Origin of the sequence: Brevundimonas sp. SH203, from assembly GCF_002157625.1 — a bacterium.
Lineage (GTDB): Bacteria > Pseudomonadota > Alphaproteobacteria > Caulobacterales > Caulobacteraceae > Brevundimonas.
In genome coordinates, this window is record NZ_BDMM01000001.1 from 157,930 (window position 1) to 174,773 (window position 16,844).

At 68.6% G+C, this 16,844-nt stretch carries 17 protein-coding genes; 11 read left to right on the forward strand and 6 right to left on the reverse strand.

What is annotated here, in order from left to right; genetic code table 11:
• Positions 1-39 precede the first annotated feature (39 nt).
• Entirely contained in the window at positions 40-1,317 is a 1,278-nt protein-coding gene (locus SH203_RS00740) for an MFS transporter (protein WP_087119523.1), read from the forward strand.
• On the opposite strand, the gene SH203_RS00745 is transcribed toward SH203_RS00740, so the two are convergent.
• From SH203_RS00745 to SH203_RS00755, 3 genes are read right to left on the reverse strand one after another with little or no spacing between them, the layout of a single operon-like run.
• Positions 1,314-2,123 carry an RNA methyltransferase gene (locus SH203_RS00745; protein WP_087118967.1) on the reverse strand — a complete coding sequence of 270 codons (810 nt, stop codon included), beginning with the start codon at positions 2,121-2,123 and terminating at the stop codon, positions 1,314-1,316. The genes SH203_RS00740 and SH203_RS00745 overlap by 4 nt on opposite strands.
• On the reverse strand, positions 2,120-3,031 hold the full coding sequence (locus tag SH203_RS00750; RefSeq protein ID WP_087118968.1) for a class I SAM-dependent methyltransferase: 912 nt from the start codon (positions 3,029-3,031) through the stop codon (positions 2,120-2,122). The genes SH203_RS00745 and SH203_RS00750 overlap by 4 nt, the downstream gene beginning before the upstream one ends.
• An 18-nt stretch (positions 3,032-3,049) precedes the next feature.
• Entirely contained in the window at positions 3,050-4,453 is a 1,404-nt protein-coding gene (locus tag SH203_RS00755; protein WP_234989333.1) for a glycosyltransferase family 2 protein, read from the reverse strand.
• Positions 4,454-4,570: 117 nt separating this feature from the next.
• Between SH203_RS00755 and SH203_RS00760 the strand changes: the two genes are divergently transcribed.
• From SH203_RS00760 to SH203_RS00775, 4 genes are read left to right on the forward strand one after another with little or no spacing between them, the layout of a single operon-like run.
• On the forward strand, positions 4,571-5,200 hold the full coding sequence (locus SH203_RS00760) for a TetR/AcrR family transcriptional regulator (protein WP_087118970.1): 630 nt from the start codon (positions 4,571-4,573) through the stop codon (positions 5,198-5,200).
• A complete protein-coding gene (locus SH203_RS00765) occupies positions 5,197-6,003 on the forward strand; it encodes an ABC transporter substrate-binding protein (protein ID WP_087118971.1) in 807 nt (268 codons plus the stop codon). The genes SH203_RS00760 and SH203_RS00765 overlap by 4 nt, the downstream gene beginning before the upstream one ends.
• The gene (locus tag SH203_RS00770; RefSeq protein WP_087118972.1) at positions 6,000-6,989 is read left to right on the forward strand and encodes an iron ABC transporter permease; all 990 of its coding nucleotides are present in this window, start codon (positions 6,000-6,002) and stop codon (positions 6,987-6,989) included. Before SH203_RS00765 ends, SH203_RS00770 begins: the two co-directional genes overlap by 4 nt.
• Positions 6,986-7,741: an ABC transporter ATP-binding protein gene (locus SH203_RS00775; protein WP_200808752.1), complete on the forward strand. Its 756-nt coding sequence runs from the start codon at positions 6,986-6,988 to the stop codon at positions 7,739-7,741. The genes SH203_RS00770 and SH203_RS00775 overlap by 4 nt, the downstream gene beginning before the upstream one ends.
• Here SH203_RS00775 and SH203_RS00780 read toward each other — a convergent pair.
• Entirely contained in the window at positions 7,735-9,792 is a 2,058-nt protein-coding gene (locus SH203_RS00780; protein ID WP_200808753.1) for a lytic transglycosylase domain-containing protein, read from the reverse strand. The genes SH203_RS00775 and SH203_RS00780 overlap by 7 nt on opposite strands.
• Positions 9,793-9,918: 126 nt before the next feature.
• On the opposite strand from SH203_RS00780, the gene dapA reads away from it, so the two are divergent.
• Together dapA and smpB are read left to right on the forward strand one after the other, a co-directional pair.
• On the forward strand, positions 9,919-10,803 hold the full coding sequence (gene dapA, locus SH203_RS00785) for a 4-hydroxy-tetrahydrodipicolinate synthase (protein WP_087118975.1): 885 nt from the start codon (positions 9,919-9,921) through the stop codon (positions 10,801-10,803).
• Positions 10,803-11,273, forward strand: a complete 471-nt coding sequence (gene smpB, locus SH203_RS00790) for an SsrA-binding protein SmpB (protein WP_087118976.1) — start codon at positions 10,803-10,805, stop codon at positions 11,271-11,273. The genes dapA and smpB overlap by 1 nt, the downstream gene beginning before the upstream one ends.
• 11 nt (positions 11,274-11,284) lie before the next feature.
• Here the strand turns inward: smpB and SH203_RS00795 are convergent, their stop codons facing one another.
• Both SH203_RS00795 and SH203_RS00800 read right to left on the reverse strand, forming a co-directional pair.
• The gene (locus SH203_RS00795; protein ID WP_087118977.1) at positions 11,285-11,923 is read right to left on the reverse strand and encodes a uracil-DNA glycosylase; all 639 of its coding nucleotides are present in this window, start codon (positions 11,921-11,923) and stop codon (positions 11,285-11,287) included.
• Positions 11,920-12,456 carry an NYN domain-containing protein gene (locus SH203_RS00800; RefSeq protein ID WP_087118978.1) on the reverse strand — a complete coding sequence of 179 codons (537 nt, stop codon included), beginning with the start codon at positions 12,454-12,456 and terminating at the stop codon, positions 11,920-11,922. Before SH203_RS00800 ends, SH203_RS00795 begins: the two co-directional genes overlap by 4 nt.
• Positions 12,457-12,514: 58 nt before the next feature.
• Here SH203_RS00800 and folK point away from each other — a divergent pair, with 58 nt between their 5' ends.
• The 4 genes from folK (at position 12,515) to SH203_RS00820 (ending at position 16,803) form a co-directional block, all read left to right on the forward strand.
• Positions 12,515-13,033 (forward strand): 2-amino-4-hydroxy-6-hydroxymethyldihydropteridine diphosphokinase, encoded by a 519-nt coding sequence (gene folK / locus SH203_RS00805; protein WP_375600710.1) that lies wholly within the window; start codon positions 12,515-12,517, stop codon positions 13,031-13,033.
• Positions 13,034-13,394: 361 nt separating this feature from the next.
• On the forward strand, positions 13,395-13,754 hold the full coding sequence (gene rpoZ / locus SH203_RS00810) for a DNA-directed RNA polymerase subunit omega (protein ID WP_087118980.1): 360 nt from the start codon (positions 13,395-13,397) through the stop codon (positions 13,752-13,754).
• Between the two features lie 224 nt (positions 13,755-13,978).
• Positions 13,979-16,048, forward strand: a complete 2,070-nt coding sequence (locus SH203_RS00815) for a bifunctional (p)ppGpp synthetase/guanosine-3',5'-bis(diphosphate) 3'-pyrophosphohydrolase (RefSeq protein WP_087118981.1) — start codon at positions 13,979-13,981, stop codon at positions 16,046-16,048.
• The gene (locus SH203_RS00820; RefSeq protein WP_087118982.1) at positions 16,045-16,803 is read left to right on the forward strand and encodes a TIGR00730 family Rossman fold protein; all 759 of its coding nucleotides are present in this window, start codon (positions 16,045-16,047) and stop codon (positions 16,801-16,803) included. The genes SH203_RS00815 and SH203_RS00820 overlap by 4 nt, the downstream gene beginning before the upstream one ends.
• Positions 16,804-16,844: the final 41 nt, after the last annotated feature.

The following is a 16,844-nucleotide window of genomic DNA, read 5'->3' on the forward strand; positions in this document are numbered from 1 at the left end:
GCCTTGCGGGCATCGCAGGGGCTGCTGGGAGCCCAAACCATGTCCGAAGTCCTGCCGAAGAATTCCACCGGCCGCGTGCTGTTCGCCAGTCTGATCGGCACGACGATCGAATTCTTCGACTTCTATATCTACGCCACGGCGGCGGTTCTGGTGTTTCCGACCCTGTTCTTTCCGGGCGAGGACCCCGGCACGGCCCTGCTGTCGTCGTTCGCCACCTTCTCCATCGCCTTTTTCGCGCGCCCCGTCGGCGCCCTGGCGTTCGGCCATTTCGGCGACCGGGTGGGGCGAAAGGCCACGCTGGTCGCGGCCCTGATGACCATGGGGCTGTCGACCGTGGCGATCGGCCTGTTGCCGACGCATCAGCAGGTCGGCCTTTTGGCGCCCCTGCTGCTGGCGCTGTGCCGGTTCGGTCAGGGGCTGGGCCTGGGCGGCGAATGGGGCGGGGCGGTGCTGCTGGCCACCGAAAACGCGCCGCCCGGAAAGAAGGCCTGGTTCGGCATGTTCCCGCAACTGGGCGCGCCCATCGGCTTCATCCTGTCGACCACGTCCTTCATCGTCCTGACCTCGACCCTGACCGAGCCCGCCTTCGAAAGCTGGGGCTGGCGCATTCCCTTCCTGGCCAGCGCCATTCTGGTGTTCGTCGGCCTGTGGGTGCGGTTGAAGATCACCGAGACGCCGGAGTTCCAGAAGGCCGTGGATCGCGATGAGCGGGTCAAGGCGCCGGCCGTGACCCTGTTTTCGCACCACAAGGCCGCGCTGGTTCTGGGGACGTTCAGCGGGGTGACGACCTTCACCCTGTTCTATCTGATGACGGTCTTCGCCCTGGGGTGGGCGACGACGGGGATGGGGCTGGCGCGGGCCGATGTCCTGCCGATCCAGTTGATCGGCGTGCTGTTCTTCGCCGCCTTCATTCCGGTGACGGCCCTGCTGGCGGATCGGTACGGGCAGGTGAAGGTGCTGATCGGGTCGTCCGTCGGGATCGGCCTGTTCGGCTTCCTGTTCGCGCCGCTGTTCGGCGGCGGGTTGACCGGGCTGCTGATCTTCTTTGCGCTGGGGTTCGGGCTGATGGGCTGCACCTATGGGCCGATCGGGGCCGCCATGGCGCGGCCGTTCCCGACGGCTGTGCGCTATACCGGGGCGTCGATGGCCTTCAATCTGGCGGGCATACTGGGCGCGTCGCTGGCGCCCTATATCGCGCTGAAACTGGCCGAGCGGTTCGGGCCGGCGGCGGTCGGCGGCTATCTGGCGGCGTCCGCCCTGATCACCATCGCGGCGCTGTGGGGCATGGGACGGGTGGCGCCGGAAGCCAGACGCTAGGCGTCGTCCGTCGCGGCATAGACCATGATGCCGGTGGCGATGGCCAGGTTCAGGCTGTCGGCCCGGCCGCGCATCGGAATCTTGACGTTGACGTCGCAGGCGGCGGCGAGCTGATCCGTCAGGCCCGCCTGTTCGTTGCCCATCAGGATCAGCGACGGCTTCTGCATCACCGCGGAGCGGTGGCTGACCGTGGCGTCCAGGCGGGTGCCGACGACGCTGCCGGGCCAGGTCTTGCGCCAAGCCACGAAGGCTTCCGGCGTCGTCTTGGTGATCGAGACGGCGAAGACCGAGCCCATGGTCGCGCGCACCGCCTCGACCGAATAGGGATCGACGCAGTCGCCGATCAGGATGACCCCGCCGCAACCCGCCGCGTCCGCCGTGCGGATGATGGTGCCCAGATTGCCCGGATCGCGCACCTGCTCCAGCGCGACCCAGCAGGGGGCCGAGGCGGGGTTCAGGCTGTCCAGCGGGGCATAGGCCTGTTCGAACACGCCCAGCACCGTCTGCGGATTGTCGCGGCGGCTGATTTTTTCCAGGATGGCGTGGGTGACGATGATGATGTCGCCGCCCGCCTTGCGCGTTTCCGCCTTGGCGCGATCCAGCAGCGGGTGAGGGCGGGCGTCCTCGCCGACCAGCAGCATCCTGGGCGCGCGCCCCTGATCCAGCGCCTCGCCGATGAACTTCAGACCCTCGGCCAAGAAAGTTCCGGTCAGGTCGCGCTCCTTGCGCATATGCAGGGCGCGGACGGCCTTGATCGTGTCGTTCGTCAGCGAGGTGATGACGCGGTATTCGTCGCGGGCGCTCATCGCGACCACCGTGCGAAGAAGGACAGGCCGATGGCGCGGGCGTCGGGGCCGTCCTCGGACAGGGCCAGTTCGCCCCAGTCGATGCGCCCGCCGCGATCAGGGGTCGCCTCGACCATCAGATGCGCCAGCGACAGGCCCGATATGCGCGCCGCATAGGCGTTCAGCAGCAGGAAGTCGGCGTCGTCGGACAGAAGGGCGGCGCAGTCCTTCAGCAGGCCCGGCATGTCCTCGAACAGGCGCCAGACCTCGCCCGTCGGGCCGCGACCGTATTTGGGCGGGTCCAGGATGATGCCGTCGTATTTCGAGCCGCGACGCACCTCGCGCGCGACATATTTGCGGGCGTCCTCGACGATCCAGCGGATCGGGTGCTGGGCCAGGCCCGACTGTTCGGCGTTCTCGCGGGCGTAGGCGACCGACTTCTTGGAGGCGTCGACGTGGGTGACTTCGGCCCCGGCCGCCGCGCAGGCCAGGCTGGCGACGCCGGTGTAGCCGAACAGGTTCAGAATTCTAGGCGCGCGGCCCGCCTGGCCGACGAAGCGCCGCACCCGCCCGTCCAGCCATTCCCAGTTGGCGGCCTGTTCCGGGAAGAAGGCCAGGTGGCGGAAGGGGGTGAAGCGGCCCGTGAACTTCACGTCGCGCCATTTCAGGGGAAAGGCGTCGACGGGACCGTGTTTGTCGAACTTCCAGCGGCCGGAATCCTCTTCCTCCTGCTGCGGGTCGAACAGGGCGGTGGCGGCGTCGAAGGCAGCCGGGTCGCGCGGCGACCAGAAACACTGCGGTTCAGGCCGGACCACGGTATAGCGGCCGTAGCGTTCCAGCTTCTTGCCGTCGCCCGAATCCAGCAGGGCGTAATCCGACCAGCCGCGGGTCAGCAGGGTTTCGGGGGTCTTGGAGAGAACAGGCGCCATCGTCGGGCTGATAGGCGCTCAGGCCGCCTCGCGTCCAGCGTCGTCAGCGATCACGACCAGCTCCAGCGGCCGAACCTCGCGGTCGTGCGGGGTCTTGTCCCAGACGTGCGGCTCGACGATCAGCCGCCAGGCGGCATGGACGAAGGCCAGGCTGAGCAGCGACCAATAGGCGGGGGCCGCCAGCATGTCGCCCAGCCGATAGTCCAGCCCGGCGCGGCGCGCCCCGACCGCGCACCCCATCCAGGCCGCGATCACGCCCGCCGCCAGAACGCCGATGGAGGCGAGCGGCGTCGGGGGTGCGATCCCCGCATGAAGGCCGATCAGGACCGCAGAGGCCAGCCACGCCAGGGTGGGACCATGGGCGCCCGCCGCCAGGATCGCCGTCCCCAGGGTCATGATCAGCGACAGCAGACCGCGCCGCCCCAGCCGGCGCGGGCGGCGCGTGTGGACGCCCCAGGTCTGCATATAGCCCTTCAACCACCGGGTGCGCTGGGGCAGCCAGCGGTCCAGGGCGCCGGGCGGCGTCTCCCAGGTCGGACAGTCGATGACGTCCAGCGTCCAGCCCAGCGACCACAGACGAAAGCCCAGATCGGCGTCCTCAGTGACATTGTGCGCGTCCCAGCCGCCCGCCGCGCGCAGAGCCGTCATGCGGATGTGGTTGCTGGTGCCGCCCAGCGGAAAGGGCAGGCCCAGCCGCGCCATGCCGGGCAGCGTCACCTCGAACAGGGCGGCGTATTCGAAGGCGAACTGGCGGTCGAGAAAAGCCGAACCCGCACGTGCCGACGGCCTGATCCGCAGCGGCGCCTGCAGGCAGCCCAGACGGGGCTGGGCGACGAAGCGGGCGGCGGCGCGTCGCAACTGCTGCGGATGGGGTCGGTCTTCCGCGTCATAGATGGTCAGCAGGTCGCCGCGCGCCTGGGTCAGGGCGTGGTTCAGCGCACGCGGCTTGGTCAGGGGATGGCCGGGCGGCACGATGCAGGTCTTAAGCCACGCGGGCCGGGGCGTCGCCTCGACCGCCGCCAGAGTCGCGACGTCGTGGGCCTCCAGTACGATGAAGGCCTCCAGCCGATGGGCGGGATAGTCGATGCGCGCCAGATTGGCGATCAGGTCCGGCGCCGCCGCCGCTTCGTCGTGCAGGGCTGCCAGAATGGTGTAGCGGGGCCATTCGATGGGGACGGGCGCGGGCCGGGGACGTCGCAGGCTGGCCACGGCGATGATCGTCTTCCACACGGCCGACAGGACGAAGGCCGCCTGGATCGCCAGAAGGCCGCCCAGAAAAGCGATGTCCGGCCACTTGATGGCGGTGAAAGCGTAGCCGCCGACGATCACCGTCGCCGCCAGCACCTGAAAACCGCTGGGCATGCGTCGCCACGCGCCGCTGGTGCGGGGCGTGATGCCCGGATGCGTCCAGTCCTTCGCCACCTCGCCCCCGTGCCGCGTTCAACCTGCAATGGCTATGGCAAGCAACCGTTGTCGGCAAGCCGGTTGGCGCCCTGGACGGATTGTCGCTATTCAGGACGCCCGATCTGGAGCAGCCGTTTGTCCGACCCCTCGACATCCTCGCGCACGACCCGAAAGCCCAAGGGCGAGGGCCATTCGCGGCGCGGCGAAATCCTGGCGGCGGCCGAACGGATTTTCGTCGAATTCGGCTACGAAGGGGCGACGATCCGCAAGATCGCGGACGAGGTCGGCCTGTCGTCGACGGCACTCTATATGCATTTCCCGGACAAGGGCGCGATCCTGCAGGAAATCTGCCGCGACGCCTTCGCCCGTCTGATCGCGGCCAATGCGGCGGTGGCGGACGAGGATGCGCCGCCGATCCAGCGGCTGCGACGGATGATGGACGCCTATGTCGCCTTCGGCTTCGCCCATCCCAACGCCTATCGCCTGATTTATCTGACCCGCCCGGTGGAGGCGCGAGAGGGCGCCCAGGACATGGCGCGCGAACTGGGCGCCGGCCTGTTCACGACGCTGGAGGCGACGGTGGCCGACGCCGTGCGGACGGGCAGCCTGAAGGGCGATCCGTCCGTCCTGGCCCAGGCCATATGGGCCACCGCCCACGGGGTGGTGTCGTTGATGATCACCAAGCCGTATTTTCCGTGGGCGGATCGCCAGACGCTGGTGGACACCATGCTGGACGCGATGTTCGCGGGTCTGCCGAGGCCATGAGACGGGCCGGGGGGGCGCTGGCCGGGCTGATCGTGCTGGGTGCGGCGGGCGGCGCCGAGGCCGCGCCGTTGCGGATCATGGCGCTCGATCAGTGTGCGGATCAATATGTGCTGGCTCTGGCGCCGGATGCGGAACTGGCCCTGTCGCCGCGCGCCGACGATCCCGACGCCTGGCTGCGGCGAGAGGCGGTCGGGCATAGGCGGCTGCGGCCCACGCTGGAGTCGGCGGTCGGGTTTCGCCCGGATGTCGTCGTGCGTTACTGGGGCGGAGAACCTCGGCTGCTGACGGCGCTGGAGACGCGGGGGGCGAAGGTGATCACCATAGAAGACGCCGTCGACCTGGATGGTGTTCGACGCAACATCCGCACGGTCGCGGACGGGCTGGGCCAGGTCGAACGCGGACGCAGGCTGGAGCAGCGGATGGACGCCAAATTGGCGCGCGCGGCTCCGGCGCCGTCGTCCAGGCCGGCGCCGGGCGCGGTCTATCTGACCTCGGGCGGCTTCACCTCGGGGCCGGGAACGCTGATGGACGCCATGATGCGCGCGGCGGGCTTTCGCAACCTGACCACGGCGCCGGGTTTCGGCGCGATCAGCGTCGAGCGGATCGCGATGAACCCGCCGGCGCGCTTCATCCTGGGCTTCTTCGACCAACTGCGGGCGGACCTGCGCGGCGCCGGGCGGCATCCGGTCGTTCGCCGCGCCGCCGAGGGGCGAACGGCGGCCGGGTTGCCCGCCGCGACCCTGACCTGTCCGGCCTGGTTCGCGGCGGACGCCGTGGCGATGATGGCCGAGGGACGGCCATGACCGGGACGGTGCGGCTGTGCCTGATCCTGGGTCTGCTGATCGCGGCGGCTCTGGCTCTGGCGATCCTGGCGGGCGAGACGGCGTTCAGCGGGGCGCAGTATGCGGCGGCGTTCGGCGATCCGGGCTCGGGACCGGCGGAGGTGCTGTGGCAGGTGCGGGCGCCGCGCGCGGTCTGCGCCCTGATGGTCGGCGCGGCCTTGGGTTTGGCGGGGGCGGTGATGCAGGGGCTGTTGCGCAATCCGCTGGCCGATCCGGGCGTCCTGGGCGTGTCGGCGACGGCGGCGCTGGGCGCCGCGCTGGCCATCGTCCTAGGGGCGGCGGCCGTGCCGGGGCTTGTCGAGGTTTCGGCGCTGGTCGGGGCGGCGCTGGCGGGCGGGCTGCTGATCGCGGCGTCCCGGGCCATGCGGGCGCCCGAGGCCCTGATCCTGTTCGGCGTAGCCCTGTCCAGCTTTGCGGGCGCGGCGACCGCCCTGATCTTCAACCTGTCGCCGTCGCCGATCGCCACGGCGGAGGTGATGTCGTGGCTGTTGGGCTCGGTGCAGAACCGAAGCTGGATCGACGTGGCCTGGGTCACGCCCGCGGTCTTTGTCGCGGCCGTGTTCGCCGGCCTGTCGGGGGCGGGGCTGCGGATGCTGACCCTGGGCGACGAGGGGGCGGCGGCCTCGGGGCTGAACATGGGGCGACTGAGGGCCTTCGCCCTGATCGCGGCGGCGCTGGCGACCGGCGCGGCGGTGGCGGTCGCGGGCGTGATCGGCTTCGTCGGTCTGGCGGCGCCGCATCTGGTGCGGGCGGCGGTTAGGGGCGACGCCAAGCGGATACTGGCGCCCTCGGCCCTGGCGGGCGGACTGATGCTGATCGTCGCGGACCTGTTGGCGCGGCTGACGCCGACGGATCAGGAGTTGAAGCTGGGCGTCTTCACGGCCCTGATCGGCGCGCCCCTGTTCGCCCTGATCGCCTGGCGCGCGGCGCGGGAGTGGCGGCTGTGAGCCTGTTGTCGCTGGAAAAGGTTCACGCGCGCCTCAGCAAGGCCGTTGTGCTGGATGGGGTCAGTCTGGAGGTCGCGGCGGGCGAGGTCGTCGCCCTGTGCGGTCCCAACGGCGCGGGCAAGAGCAGCGCGATCCGTGCGGCCGTCGGGCTGCTGGGGATCGCCGGCGGGCAGGTCCGGCTGGGCGGGGCGTCGATCGCGGACCTGTCGCATCGCCGGCGAGCCGAGCGTATCGCCTATCTGCCGCAGGATCGTCGGATCGGCTGGAACCTGCCGGCGGTCGAGGTCGCGGCGTTGGGCGCGCCGTTCCTGTCGGGGACGGAGGCCCTGACGCGGGCCAGGGCGGCGCTGGAGGAGGTAGGCGCCGGTCATCTGGCGGATCGCGGCGTGGCGGAGATGTCGGGCGGCGAACGGGCGCGCGTGCTGCTGGCCAGAGCCCTGGTGGTCGATGCGCCGCTGCTGCTGGCCGACGAGCCCATCGCCGGCCTGGACCCGGACGCCCAGCGGCTGGTGCTGGAACGACTGAGGGCGCGCGCCGACGCAGGAGCGGGCGTGTTGGTCAGCCTGCACGACCTGACCTTGGCGGCCGCCTTCGCCGACCGGGTCGTGGTCATGGATCAGGGACAGGTCGTGGCCCATGCTGCGCCGATGGAGGCGCTGGAGCCGGACGTGCTGCGTCGCGTGTTCGGACTGGACGGCGGCTGGATCGAGGGGCCGGACGGGCCGCTGCTCGCGGCCCGCCGCGCTCAATAGGCCGAATAGGGACGAGGACCGGCGGCCGCGCCGCGCGAGATGTCGGCCGAGGGGGTCAGGGGGGCGACGCCGCCGTTCAGGCGGGCCTTGTAAACCGCCATATTCTCCATCACCCGCATCATATAGTTGCGCGTCTCGGTGAAGGGCGCGCATTCGATGAAGTCGATGGTCTTGATGGCGTCGCCGCGCGGGTCGCCGCAACGTGCGATCCACTGGCTGGGGCGCGCCGGCCCGGCGTTATAGCCCACGGTCGCCAGCAGCATGGAGCCGTTGTTGGCCGCCATCAGCTCGCCCAGGTGATAGCTGCCCAGGGTCATGTTGTAGTCCGGCTCCCACAGCCGTTCGGCCGAATAGCTCATCCCCAGGCGCCGGGCGACGCCCGAGGCGGTGGACGGCAGGAACTGCATCATGCCGCGCGCGTCGGCGCCGGATCGGGCGCGGGGATCGAAGCTGGATTCCTGGCGCGTGATGGCCTGGGTGAACGCCAGCGGCGCGGCGCCGGCGACCTGGGTCGGGACGCGGACCGGATACATCCGCTCGGGCATGACGAAGCCGCGCTGGCTGGCGGCGCGCCCGACCATCATGGCGGTGAAGCCCTCGCCGTAACCGCGCGACAGGTCCATCAGCAGGGCCAGGTCGTTGATCGTCGGCAGGTCGTTGTCGAGTTGATAGGCGAAGACGCGCAGCAGGCTCATCTCGCCGGTCTCGCCCAGGATGCGGGCCGCGCGGACGATCTCGTTGCCCTCGAATCGCGCGATGTCGGCCTGCGACGGCACGGGTTCGCCGGGCAGCTGAAGCGTGGTCATGCCGGCCTTCTCGGCCGCCAGCTGGCCGTAGAAGGTCTGCCAGTGCTGGGCGCCGTTGCGGTAATAGGCGAGGGCCGCATCGCGCTCGCCCCGCGCCTCGGCCGCCCGGCCCAGCCAGTAGTAGGCGCGGCCCTGGGTGATGGGGGTGGAGGAGGCAGTACGCAGCGCCTCGAAGTGGCGGGCGGCGACCTCGGGCTGGTTCAGCTTGGTCAGGGCGACCCAGCCGGCGAAGAACTCCGCGTCCACCATCCGGTCGCCCGAGGTGAAGCCGTGGCCGTTCATGGCGTCATAGGCCGCGCGCCAATTGCCCTGTTGCAGGGCGTCCAGGAAATAGTTGCGGCGCTCGCTCCACAGGGTGTTGTCGCCGACCGTCTGGCCGGGCGCGGGCGGCAGACTGGCCAGCAGCGGGAAGGCCTCGGACTGGCGATTCTGCGAGCGCAGCAGCCGGACGCGCTCCAGCACGACGGCCGGGTCCGACGCCTGGGCCGGCGTCAGATTGGCGATGACGGCGTCGGGGCTGTAGGCCGAGCGCAGGGTCATCACCGTATTGGCGATGGCGGCGCGGTCGGGCGACACCAGATTGACCATGCTGCGCGTCGCCGGTCCGTGCGGACCGAGCAACAGCATGTTCAGCCGCGCCTCGTGGTCCGCCGGGGTCAGCCACGCGCTCCATCGCGACAGGATGCGCGACTGCGGGCCTTCGTCGAACGACCGGGTGCGCCACCAGTCGCGCACCAGATCGCGGGCCTGATTCTGGCGGCCGGTCTGTTCCAGCGCCGAGGCGTAGGCGATGGCGCCTTCGACCGTCGTGGGCTTGCCGTCGGACATCAGCGACAGGGCCGCGTCGGCGCCCAGGCCCGAACGGTCCAGCACCTTCTCGGCGGCGGCGCGTCGTGATTCGCCCCGAGGCCATCCGGCCAGATCGGTCTGGCCCCGCGCCAGGTCGGCATAGGGCAGTTGCTCGCCCGAGGTGTCGATCAGCGCCCATTCGACCAGTTTGCGGGCCGAGGCGTCGCGGATCTGCGACATGGCGGACTGGGCGCCGAAGACGTCGCGGGCGCGGGCGGCGGCCAAACCCTGTCGAAACAGCGCCGTGTCCTGATCGTTCAGCACGCGCGCCTGATAGGTCGCGGAACCGGGGATGGCCGAGGACGCCGAGGCGTAGGGCACAGGCTGGGAGGGCAGGACGTCCTGCGGGGTCGGCGCGAGGACGGCGAGGGCCGCCGCCAGACTGGTCACGATCATGATCTGTCCTGTTCCCATTCAATCCCGGTTGCGGCGGAGCCGCTGGCGACCTAACGTCCCGCGCTCATTGCTAAAGGCGATGAACATCCGTCCATCGTCACTCCCCACGCAGGCCAGCTTAGTCTCATGAACGCCCCCTTGTTCAAGGGCGTGATCACCGCCCTGATCACACCACTTCGTGACGGAAACGTGGACGAAGCCGCATTCGCCAAACTGCTTGAGCGTCAGATCGCCGCAGGGGTCCACGGCGTCGTGCCGATGGGCACGACGGGCGAGGGCGCCAGCATGGACCTGGACGAGCACAAGCACGTCATCGAACTGTGCGTGCGTCTGGCGGCGGGCCGCGTCAGCGTCATCGCCGGCACGGGATCGCCCTACACCAAGGAAGCCATCGACCTGACCCGCCACGCCAAGACGGTGGGCGCGGACGGGGCGCTGGTCGTCACCCCCTATTATATTCGTCCGTCGCAGGCGGGCATGGCTGCGCATTTCGAGGCCGTGGCCGATGCGGTCCAACTGCCGATTCTGCTGTACAATGTGCCGGGCCGGACGGGCTCCGATCTGGCCAATGAGACGGTGGCGCGTCTGGCGGCCCATCCGAACATCGTCGGCATCAAGGACGCCACCGGCGACATGAGCCGCGTCAGTTGGATGCGCGCCAATATCGACGGTCAGTTCGACCTGATCTCGGGCGACGACCCCAGCTATCTGGGCTATCACGCCCACGGCGGCGTCGGCCTGATCTCGGTGGCGTCGAACGTCGCGCCCGAGGCCATGGTCGCCCTGCACAATGCGATGACGGCCGGCGACTACGCCACGGCGCGCGAGTGGCAGGGCCGACTGATCGGCCTGTGCAAGGCGCTGTTCCTGGATAACTCCCCGGCGCCGACCAAATACGCCCTGGCCAGACTGGGTCTGTGCGAGGAAGAAGCGCGTCTGCCGCTGTCGCCGACCTCGGAAGCCGTCAGGCCGATCATCGACCGCGCCATGGCGGATGCGGGCGTGGGCTGATGGCGTCCGACAAACCCAAGACCAAGCTGCTGGCGGAAAACCGCCGGGCGCGGTTCGACTATTTTCTGGAAGACTTCGTCGAGGCCGGCATTCAGCTTCTGGGTACGGAGATCAAGGCGCTGCGCGATGGCCGCGCCAACATCGCCGAAAGCTATGTCTCGCCCGAGGGGCGCGACCTGGTGCTGATCAACGCCGACATCCCGCCGTACAAACAGGCCAATCGCTTCAACCACGAGCCGCGCCGCCCGCGTCGGCTGCTGCTGCACCGCAAAGAGATCGACCGGATGATCGGGGCGGTCCAGCGCGACGGTCAGACCATCATCCCGGTGCGGCTGTATCTGAACGAGGCCGGCAAGGCGAAGATCGAGATCGCCATGGCCAAGGGCAAGAAGCTGCACGACAAGCGTCAGGCCAGCGCGGATCGCGACTGGGCGCGCGACAAGGCCCGGCTGATGCGCGACAAGGGCTGATCCGCGAGGGATCAGTCCTCGATCAGCTTTCGGACGCGCGCAAAAATATCTTCGAACATCTCGGGCGTCAGGCGGCCGGTGTTCGTGTTCAACCGCGAGCAATGATAGCTGTTCAGGATCACGTAGCCGCCGGCTTCACCCTGCGCGCCATGTCCCGCCGGCATGGCGGAGGCGGGCCGTCCGAACGCTTTCAGGATGTTGCGGCGCGACACGTCGCCCAGGGTCACGATCACCTTCAGATTGGGCAGCAGCTTCAGCCGGTCGATCAGGAAGGGCCGGCAGGTCGTCTCCTCGATCGGCAGGGGCTTGTTGCCGGGCGGGGCGCAGCGCACGGCGTTGGTGATCATACAGTCCGTCAGCGTCAGGTCGTCGTCGCCGTTCGGATCGTAATGACCGTGGGCGAACCCGGCCTTCTTCAGCGTGTCATACAAAAGCCAGCCGGCATGGTCCCCGGTGAAGGGGCGGCCCGTGCGGTTGGCGCCGGTGCGGCCCGGCGCAAGACCGGCGATCAGCAGACGCGCGTTCGGATCACCGAAGGAGGCGGCGGGACCGTTCCACCAGTCGGGGTTCTGACGCGCGTTCTCTCGCCGATATTCGACCAGGCGCGGGCACAGGGGACAGTCGCGGGGCGGCTCGGGCGTCAGGCTCATTGCGCGGCCTTCGGGCGGCCGAAGTCGGCCATCAGGTCGTTCAGGTCCAGGAAGCTGTCGGCCTGGCGGCGCAGTTCGTCGGCGATGTGCGGCGGTTGGGTCTTTTGCGTCGAGATCACCGTGACCCGCACGCCCCTGGCCTGGATCGCCTGAACCGCGCGGCGGAAATCCCCATCGCCGGAGAACAGGACGGCGTGGTCGATGTGTGGGGCCAGTTCCAGCATGTCCACCGCGATCTCGATGTCCATATTGCCCTTGATCCGGCTGTGGCCCGCCCCGTCGGTGAACCGTTTCACCGGCTTGGTCACGACCGAAAAGCCGTTGTAATCCAGCCAGTCGATCAGGGGCTTCACCGGCGAGAACTCTTCGCCCTCGACGATGGCCGTGTAATAGTAGGCGCGGGTCAGGACCGATTTCTCGCGGAACCAGTCCAGCATCCGCCGAAAGTCCATGTCGTGCTGCAACGCACGGGCGGCGGAATAGAGGTTGGACCCGTCGATGAAGATCGCCAGTCGGTCGGTGGAATGAAACATGGTTGGAGCCGACAAAAGGATTGAAGAAAATGACGCCCCGGCGCGCGTAGCCGTCGATGTGGGAATCGACGAGACGCTGGACCTGGACCAGGCAGTCATCGTTGCGCTGGGCTGCAATGACAAGGGGGCATGGTCCTCGTGCCGGGAGGCGCTGGAGGCGGCCTTGGCGCGGTTTCGCAGCGAGGGGATCGACGTAGTCGCCCGCTCGGGCTGGTGGTCGTCGCTGGCCTGGCCCGATCCGTCCGATCCGCCCTTCCTGAACGGCGTCGCGATCGTTCGCACCGACCACGACCCGCATGCCCTGATGGCGACGCTGGGGCGGATCGAGGACGCCTTCGGGCGCCGCCGGTCGGTTCGCAACGCCCCGCGCACGCTCGACTTGGACCTGATCGCCTATGGGCGGCTGAGCGGCGATCTGGAGGGGCTGATCCTGCCGCACCCGCGCGCGGCGGAACGGCGGTTCGTCATGGGGCCGATCGCCGAAATCGCGCCCGACTGGGTGCATCCGACGGACGGACGAAAGGCCTTGGACTTGGCGGTGTCGGCTTCCGTTGGGAGAGATGCTCATGCGATTTAAGCGACGGAGGCTGGAGCTTGCGCTCATTCAGGCCCGCTTGGTGGCGCCTTTGGGGCTCGCGGTCGCGGTCGGCGCAATGTCCATCCTCATCGGCGCTTTCATAATCGTAACGAGGCCAGATCCCGCACGCTTCGATCCCTGGCGCAGCCCTCATGCGGCTGATCAAGGAGTCTACTGCAGGACATATGGAAAAGGCGGGACGGTCTGCTCAGAGGTCCCGGAAGGGGTGCGTGAGTTTAGGGAACGGCAGGCGACGATACCCCGAAAGGCGAACTGACGCCGCACTTTCGCCCCTGTGGCGTTGCAAAAACCAGTCTGTATCTGTATTTGACGCGGTTCTCCCCCGCGTTCGAGGAATTTCATGGCCCGCGTCACCGTCGAAGACTGCATCGAGAAGGTTCCGAACCGCTTTGGCCTGGTGCTGATGGCCGGCCACCGCGCCCGCAGCATCGCCAACGGCGCCGCCCTGACCATCGACCGCGACAACGACAAGAACCCGGTCGTCGCCCTGCGCGAGATCGCCGACGACACCGTCATTCCCGACGAACTGCGTGAAACCATCATCACCACGCTGCAGCGTGTGGACGAGCGCACGGAAGCCGAGGACGAGGCCGAGGTCGTCGCCCTGCTGGCCGAACCCCAGCACATGAACATGGCCGAGGCCGAGCTGATCCGCGCGCTGCAAAGCGACCGCGACGGCGGTCAGGAGGAGCGGTACTGACGCCCGAAGGAGCCCCTGGCGTCACTATCCTGCCGGCGCGGACCGATGCGGTTCCGCCGGCGCCCCAAGCTGCAAATAAAAACGACCCCCAGACCGCGCCTGCCGATTCGGCGTCGCAGCCGAAACGCGCGCCCATTCTGCGCCAGTTCGAGCTGATCGAGGCGGTCAAGGCGTATGATCCCACGGCCGACGAAGCGCTGCTGAACCGCGCCTATGTCTATGCGATGAAGATGCACGGCTCGCAGTTGCGGGCCTCGGGCGATCCCTATTTCGCCCACCCGATCCAGGTCGCGGGCATACTGACCGATTACAAGCTCGACACCGCCACCATCGTCACGGCCCTGCTGCACGACGTGGTGGAGGACACCACGGCGACGCGCGACGACATCGCGGCCATGTTCGGCGAGGAGGTCGCGGTCCTGGTCGAGGGTGTGACCAAGCTGTCGCGACTGGAGCTTCAGGCCGAACACACACGCCAGGCCGAGAACCTGCGCAAATTCATCCTGGCGATCAGCCGGGACGTGCGGGTGCTGTTGGTCAAGCTGGCCGACCGGCTGCACAATATGCGCACGCTTCAGTATGTGAAGCCGGAGAAGCGCGAGCGGATCAGCCGCGAGACGCTGGAAGTCTATGCGCCTCTGGGCCGCTCCATCGGCATTCATTCCATCGCGTCCGAGCTGGAAGAACTGGCCTTCACCCATCTGAACCCCACCGCCAAGACCGCCATCGAGCGGCGGCTGGAGGCGCTGAAGCTGGAGCATGGCCGCGCCATCGAGGGCGTGGCCGGCGAGGTGGAGCGGGTGCTGTCCGAAGGCGGGCTGAAGGCCAAGGTCTATGGCCGGCAGAAGACGCCCTATTCGATCTGGCGCAAACTTCAGCGGAAGTCGGTCGGATTCTCCTCCCTGTCGGACATCTATGGTTTCCGCGTCATCGTGGAGGCCGAGGACGACTGTTATCGCGCGCTGGGCGTCATTCACCGCGAATGGCCGATGGTGCCCGAGCGGTTCAAGGACTTCATCTCGACGCCGAAATCGAACAACTATCGCTCGTTGCACACCACGGTCGTCGGACCGCGCGGCCTGCGGATAGAGATGCAGATCCGCACCGAGGACATGGACCGGGTCGCCGAGGACGGCGTGGCCGCCCACTGGCGCTACAAGAACCAGTCCTACGGCTTCGACCGCGAGGCGATGGAGCAGGGCGGCGGACGCGATCCGCTGCAGAACCTGCGTCATCTGGTGCAGGTGATCGAACACGGCGAGGGCGGCGAGGACTGGGTCGAACACGCCAAGCTGGAAATGTATCTGGACCAGGTGTTCGTCTTCACGCCGAAGGGACAGCTGGTGACGCTGCCGCGCGGGGGGATGCCGCTGGACTTCGCCTACGCCGTCCACACCGAGGTCGGGGACACCGCCGTCGGGGTCAAGGTCAACGGCGAACTGAAGCCGATGCGGACGCCGCTGCAGAACGGCGACGTGATCGAGATCATTCGCGGCTCGAAACGCGAGGTGCCCGCCGACTGGCGCAGCCTGACCGTGACGGGCCGCGCCCGATCCGCCATCCGTCGTCACATCCGCACGTCCGAGCGCGAAGAGTTCATCAAACTGGGTCGCGTCGCCCTGGACCAGACCTTGAGCCGAATCGAAAAGTCGCTGGCCGACGTGTCGCTGAAGCCGGTTCTGGAAACCCTGGCGGCGGCGGGCGAGGACGATCTGTTCGAAGGTCTGGGCCGGGGACGTCTGTCGCCGACCGCGACGGCCGAAATCCTGTTCCCCGCGTTGAAGGGGCGGCTGAAGGCCGGGCCGGAGAAGCAGCGGATCGAGGGCGACAAGGCGCGGCTGTTCGTGCGCGGCGGTGGTCTGACGCCGGGCGTGTCGGTCCATTTCGGCCAGTGTTGCACCCCGGTTCCGGGCGACCGGATCGTGGGGATTCTGGAGCCAGAATCGGGTTTGACGGTTCACACTATAGACTGTCAGAGCCTGGCCGCCTTCGCCGACGACGACTCGGTCTGGCACGATCTGCAATGGACGCCCCAGGCCGAGACGGACGCGGTCGCCGCCGCCCGCATCCGCGCGACGATCCGCAATGCGCCGGGGGTGCTGGGTCAGGTCACGACCCTGATCGGCGAGGCCGGGGGAAACATCATCAACCTGTCGATGGCGCACCGCCAGCAGGACTTCTTCGACGTGGACGTGGATGTGGAGGTCGAGGACGCCAAGCACGCGACCATGATCATCGCCGCCCTGCGGGCCAATCCGTCCGTCGATTCCGTGGAACGCGCGCGGGGCGAATGACCGAGACGATCAAGCCGAACGCCGCCCAGATGGCCGCGCCGTCCTATCGCATGGCGGCGATGGATCAGGATTTCCTGCTGGGCGATTCCATGCGCGGCGTGCGCTTCCTGATGGAATACGCCAAGGCCGAGGAGGCGCTGAGAGCCTGGGGCGTGCGTTCCACCATCGTCGTCTTCGGCAGCGCGCGTATCCGCGAGGGCCATCGCTGGTACGAACAGGCGCGCGCCTTCGGGCGGCTGGCGTCCGAGCGGGGCGGGGCGTTCCGGGGGGCGGTCGGCGAACCGCGCGACAACGTCATCGCCACCGGCGGCGGGCCGGGCATCATGGAGGCGGCCAATCGCGGGGCCGTCGATGCGGGCGCACCGTCCGTCGGCTTCAACATCACCCTGCCGCACGAGCAGGAGCCCAACGCCTATTCGACGCCCGAACTGACTTTCCTGTTCCACTATTTCGCGATGCGGAAGATGCATCTGGCGATGCGGGCCAATGCGCTGGTGGTGTTTCCGGGCGGGTTCGGCACCTTCGATGAGATGTTCGAAATCCTGACCCTGCGCCAGACGGGCAAGGCGCCGCCGGTTCCCGTCGTCCTGGTGGACAGGGCCTATTGGACCTCGGTGATCGGGTTCGACGCCCTGGTCGAACATGGGATGATCGCGGCGTCCGATCTGGACCTGATCGGCTTCGCCGAAGACGCCGAGGGCGTTTGGGCCGAGCTGTTGGCGCGCGGCCTGAGGCCGAACGAAAACATCGACTGAAGCGCAGCCGGAGGGTTCATCCGCGCGCGATCCGGGTCTAG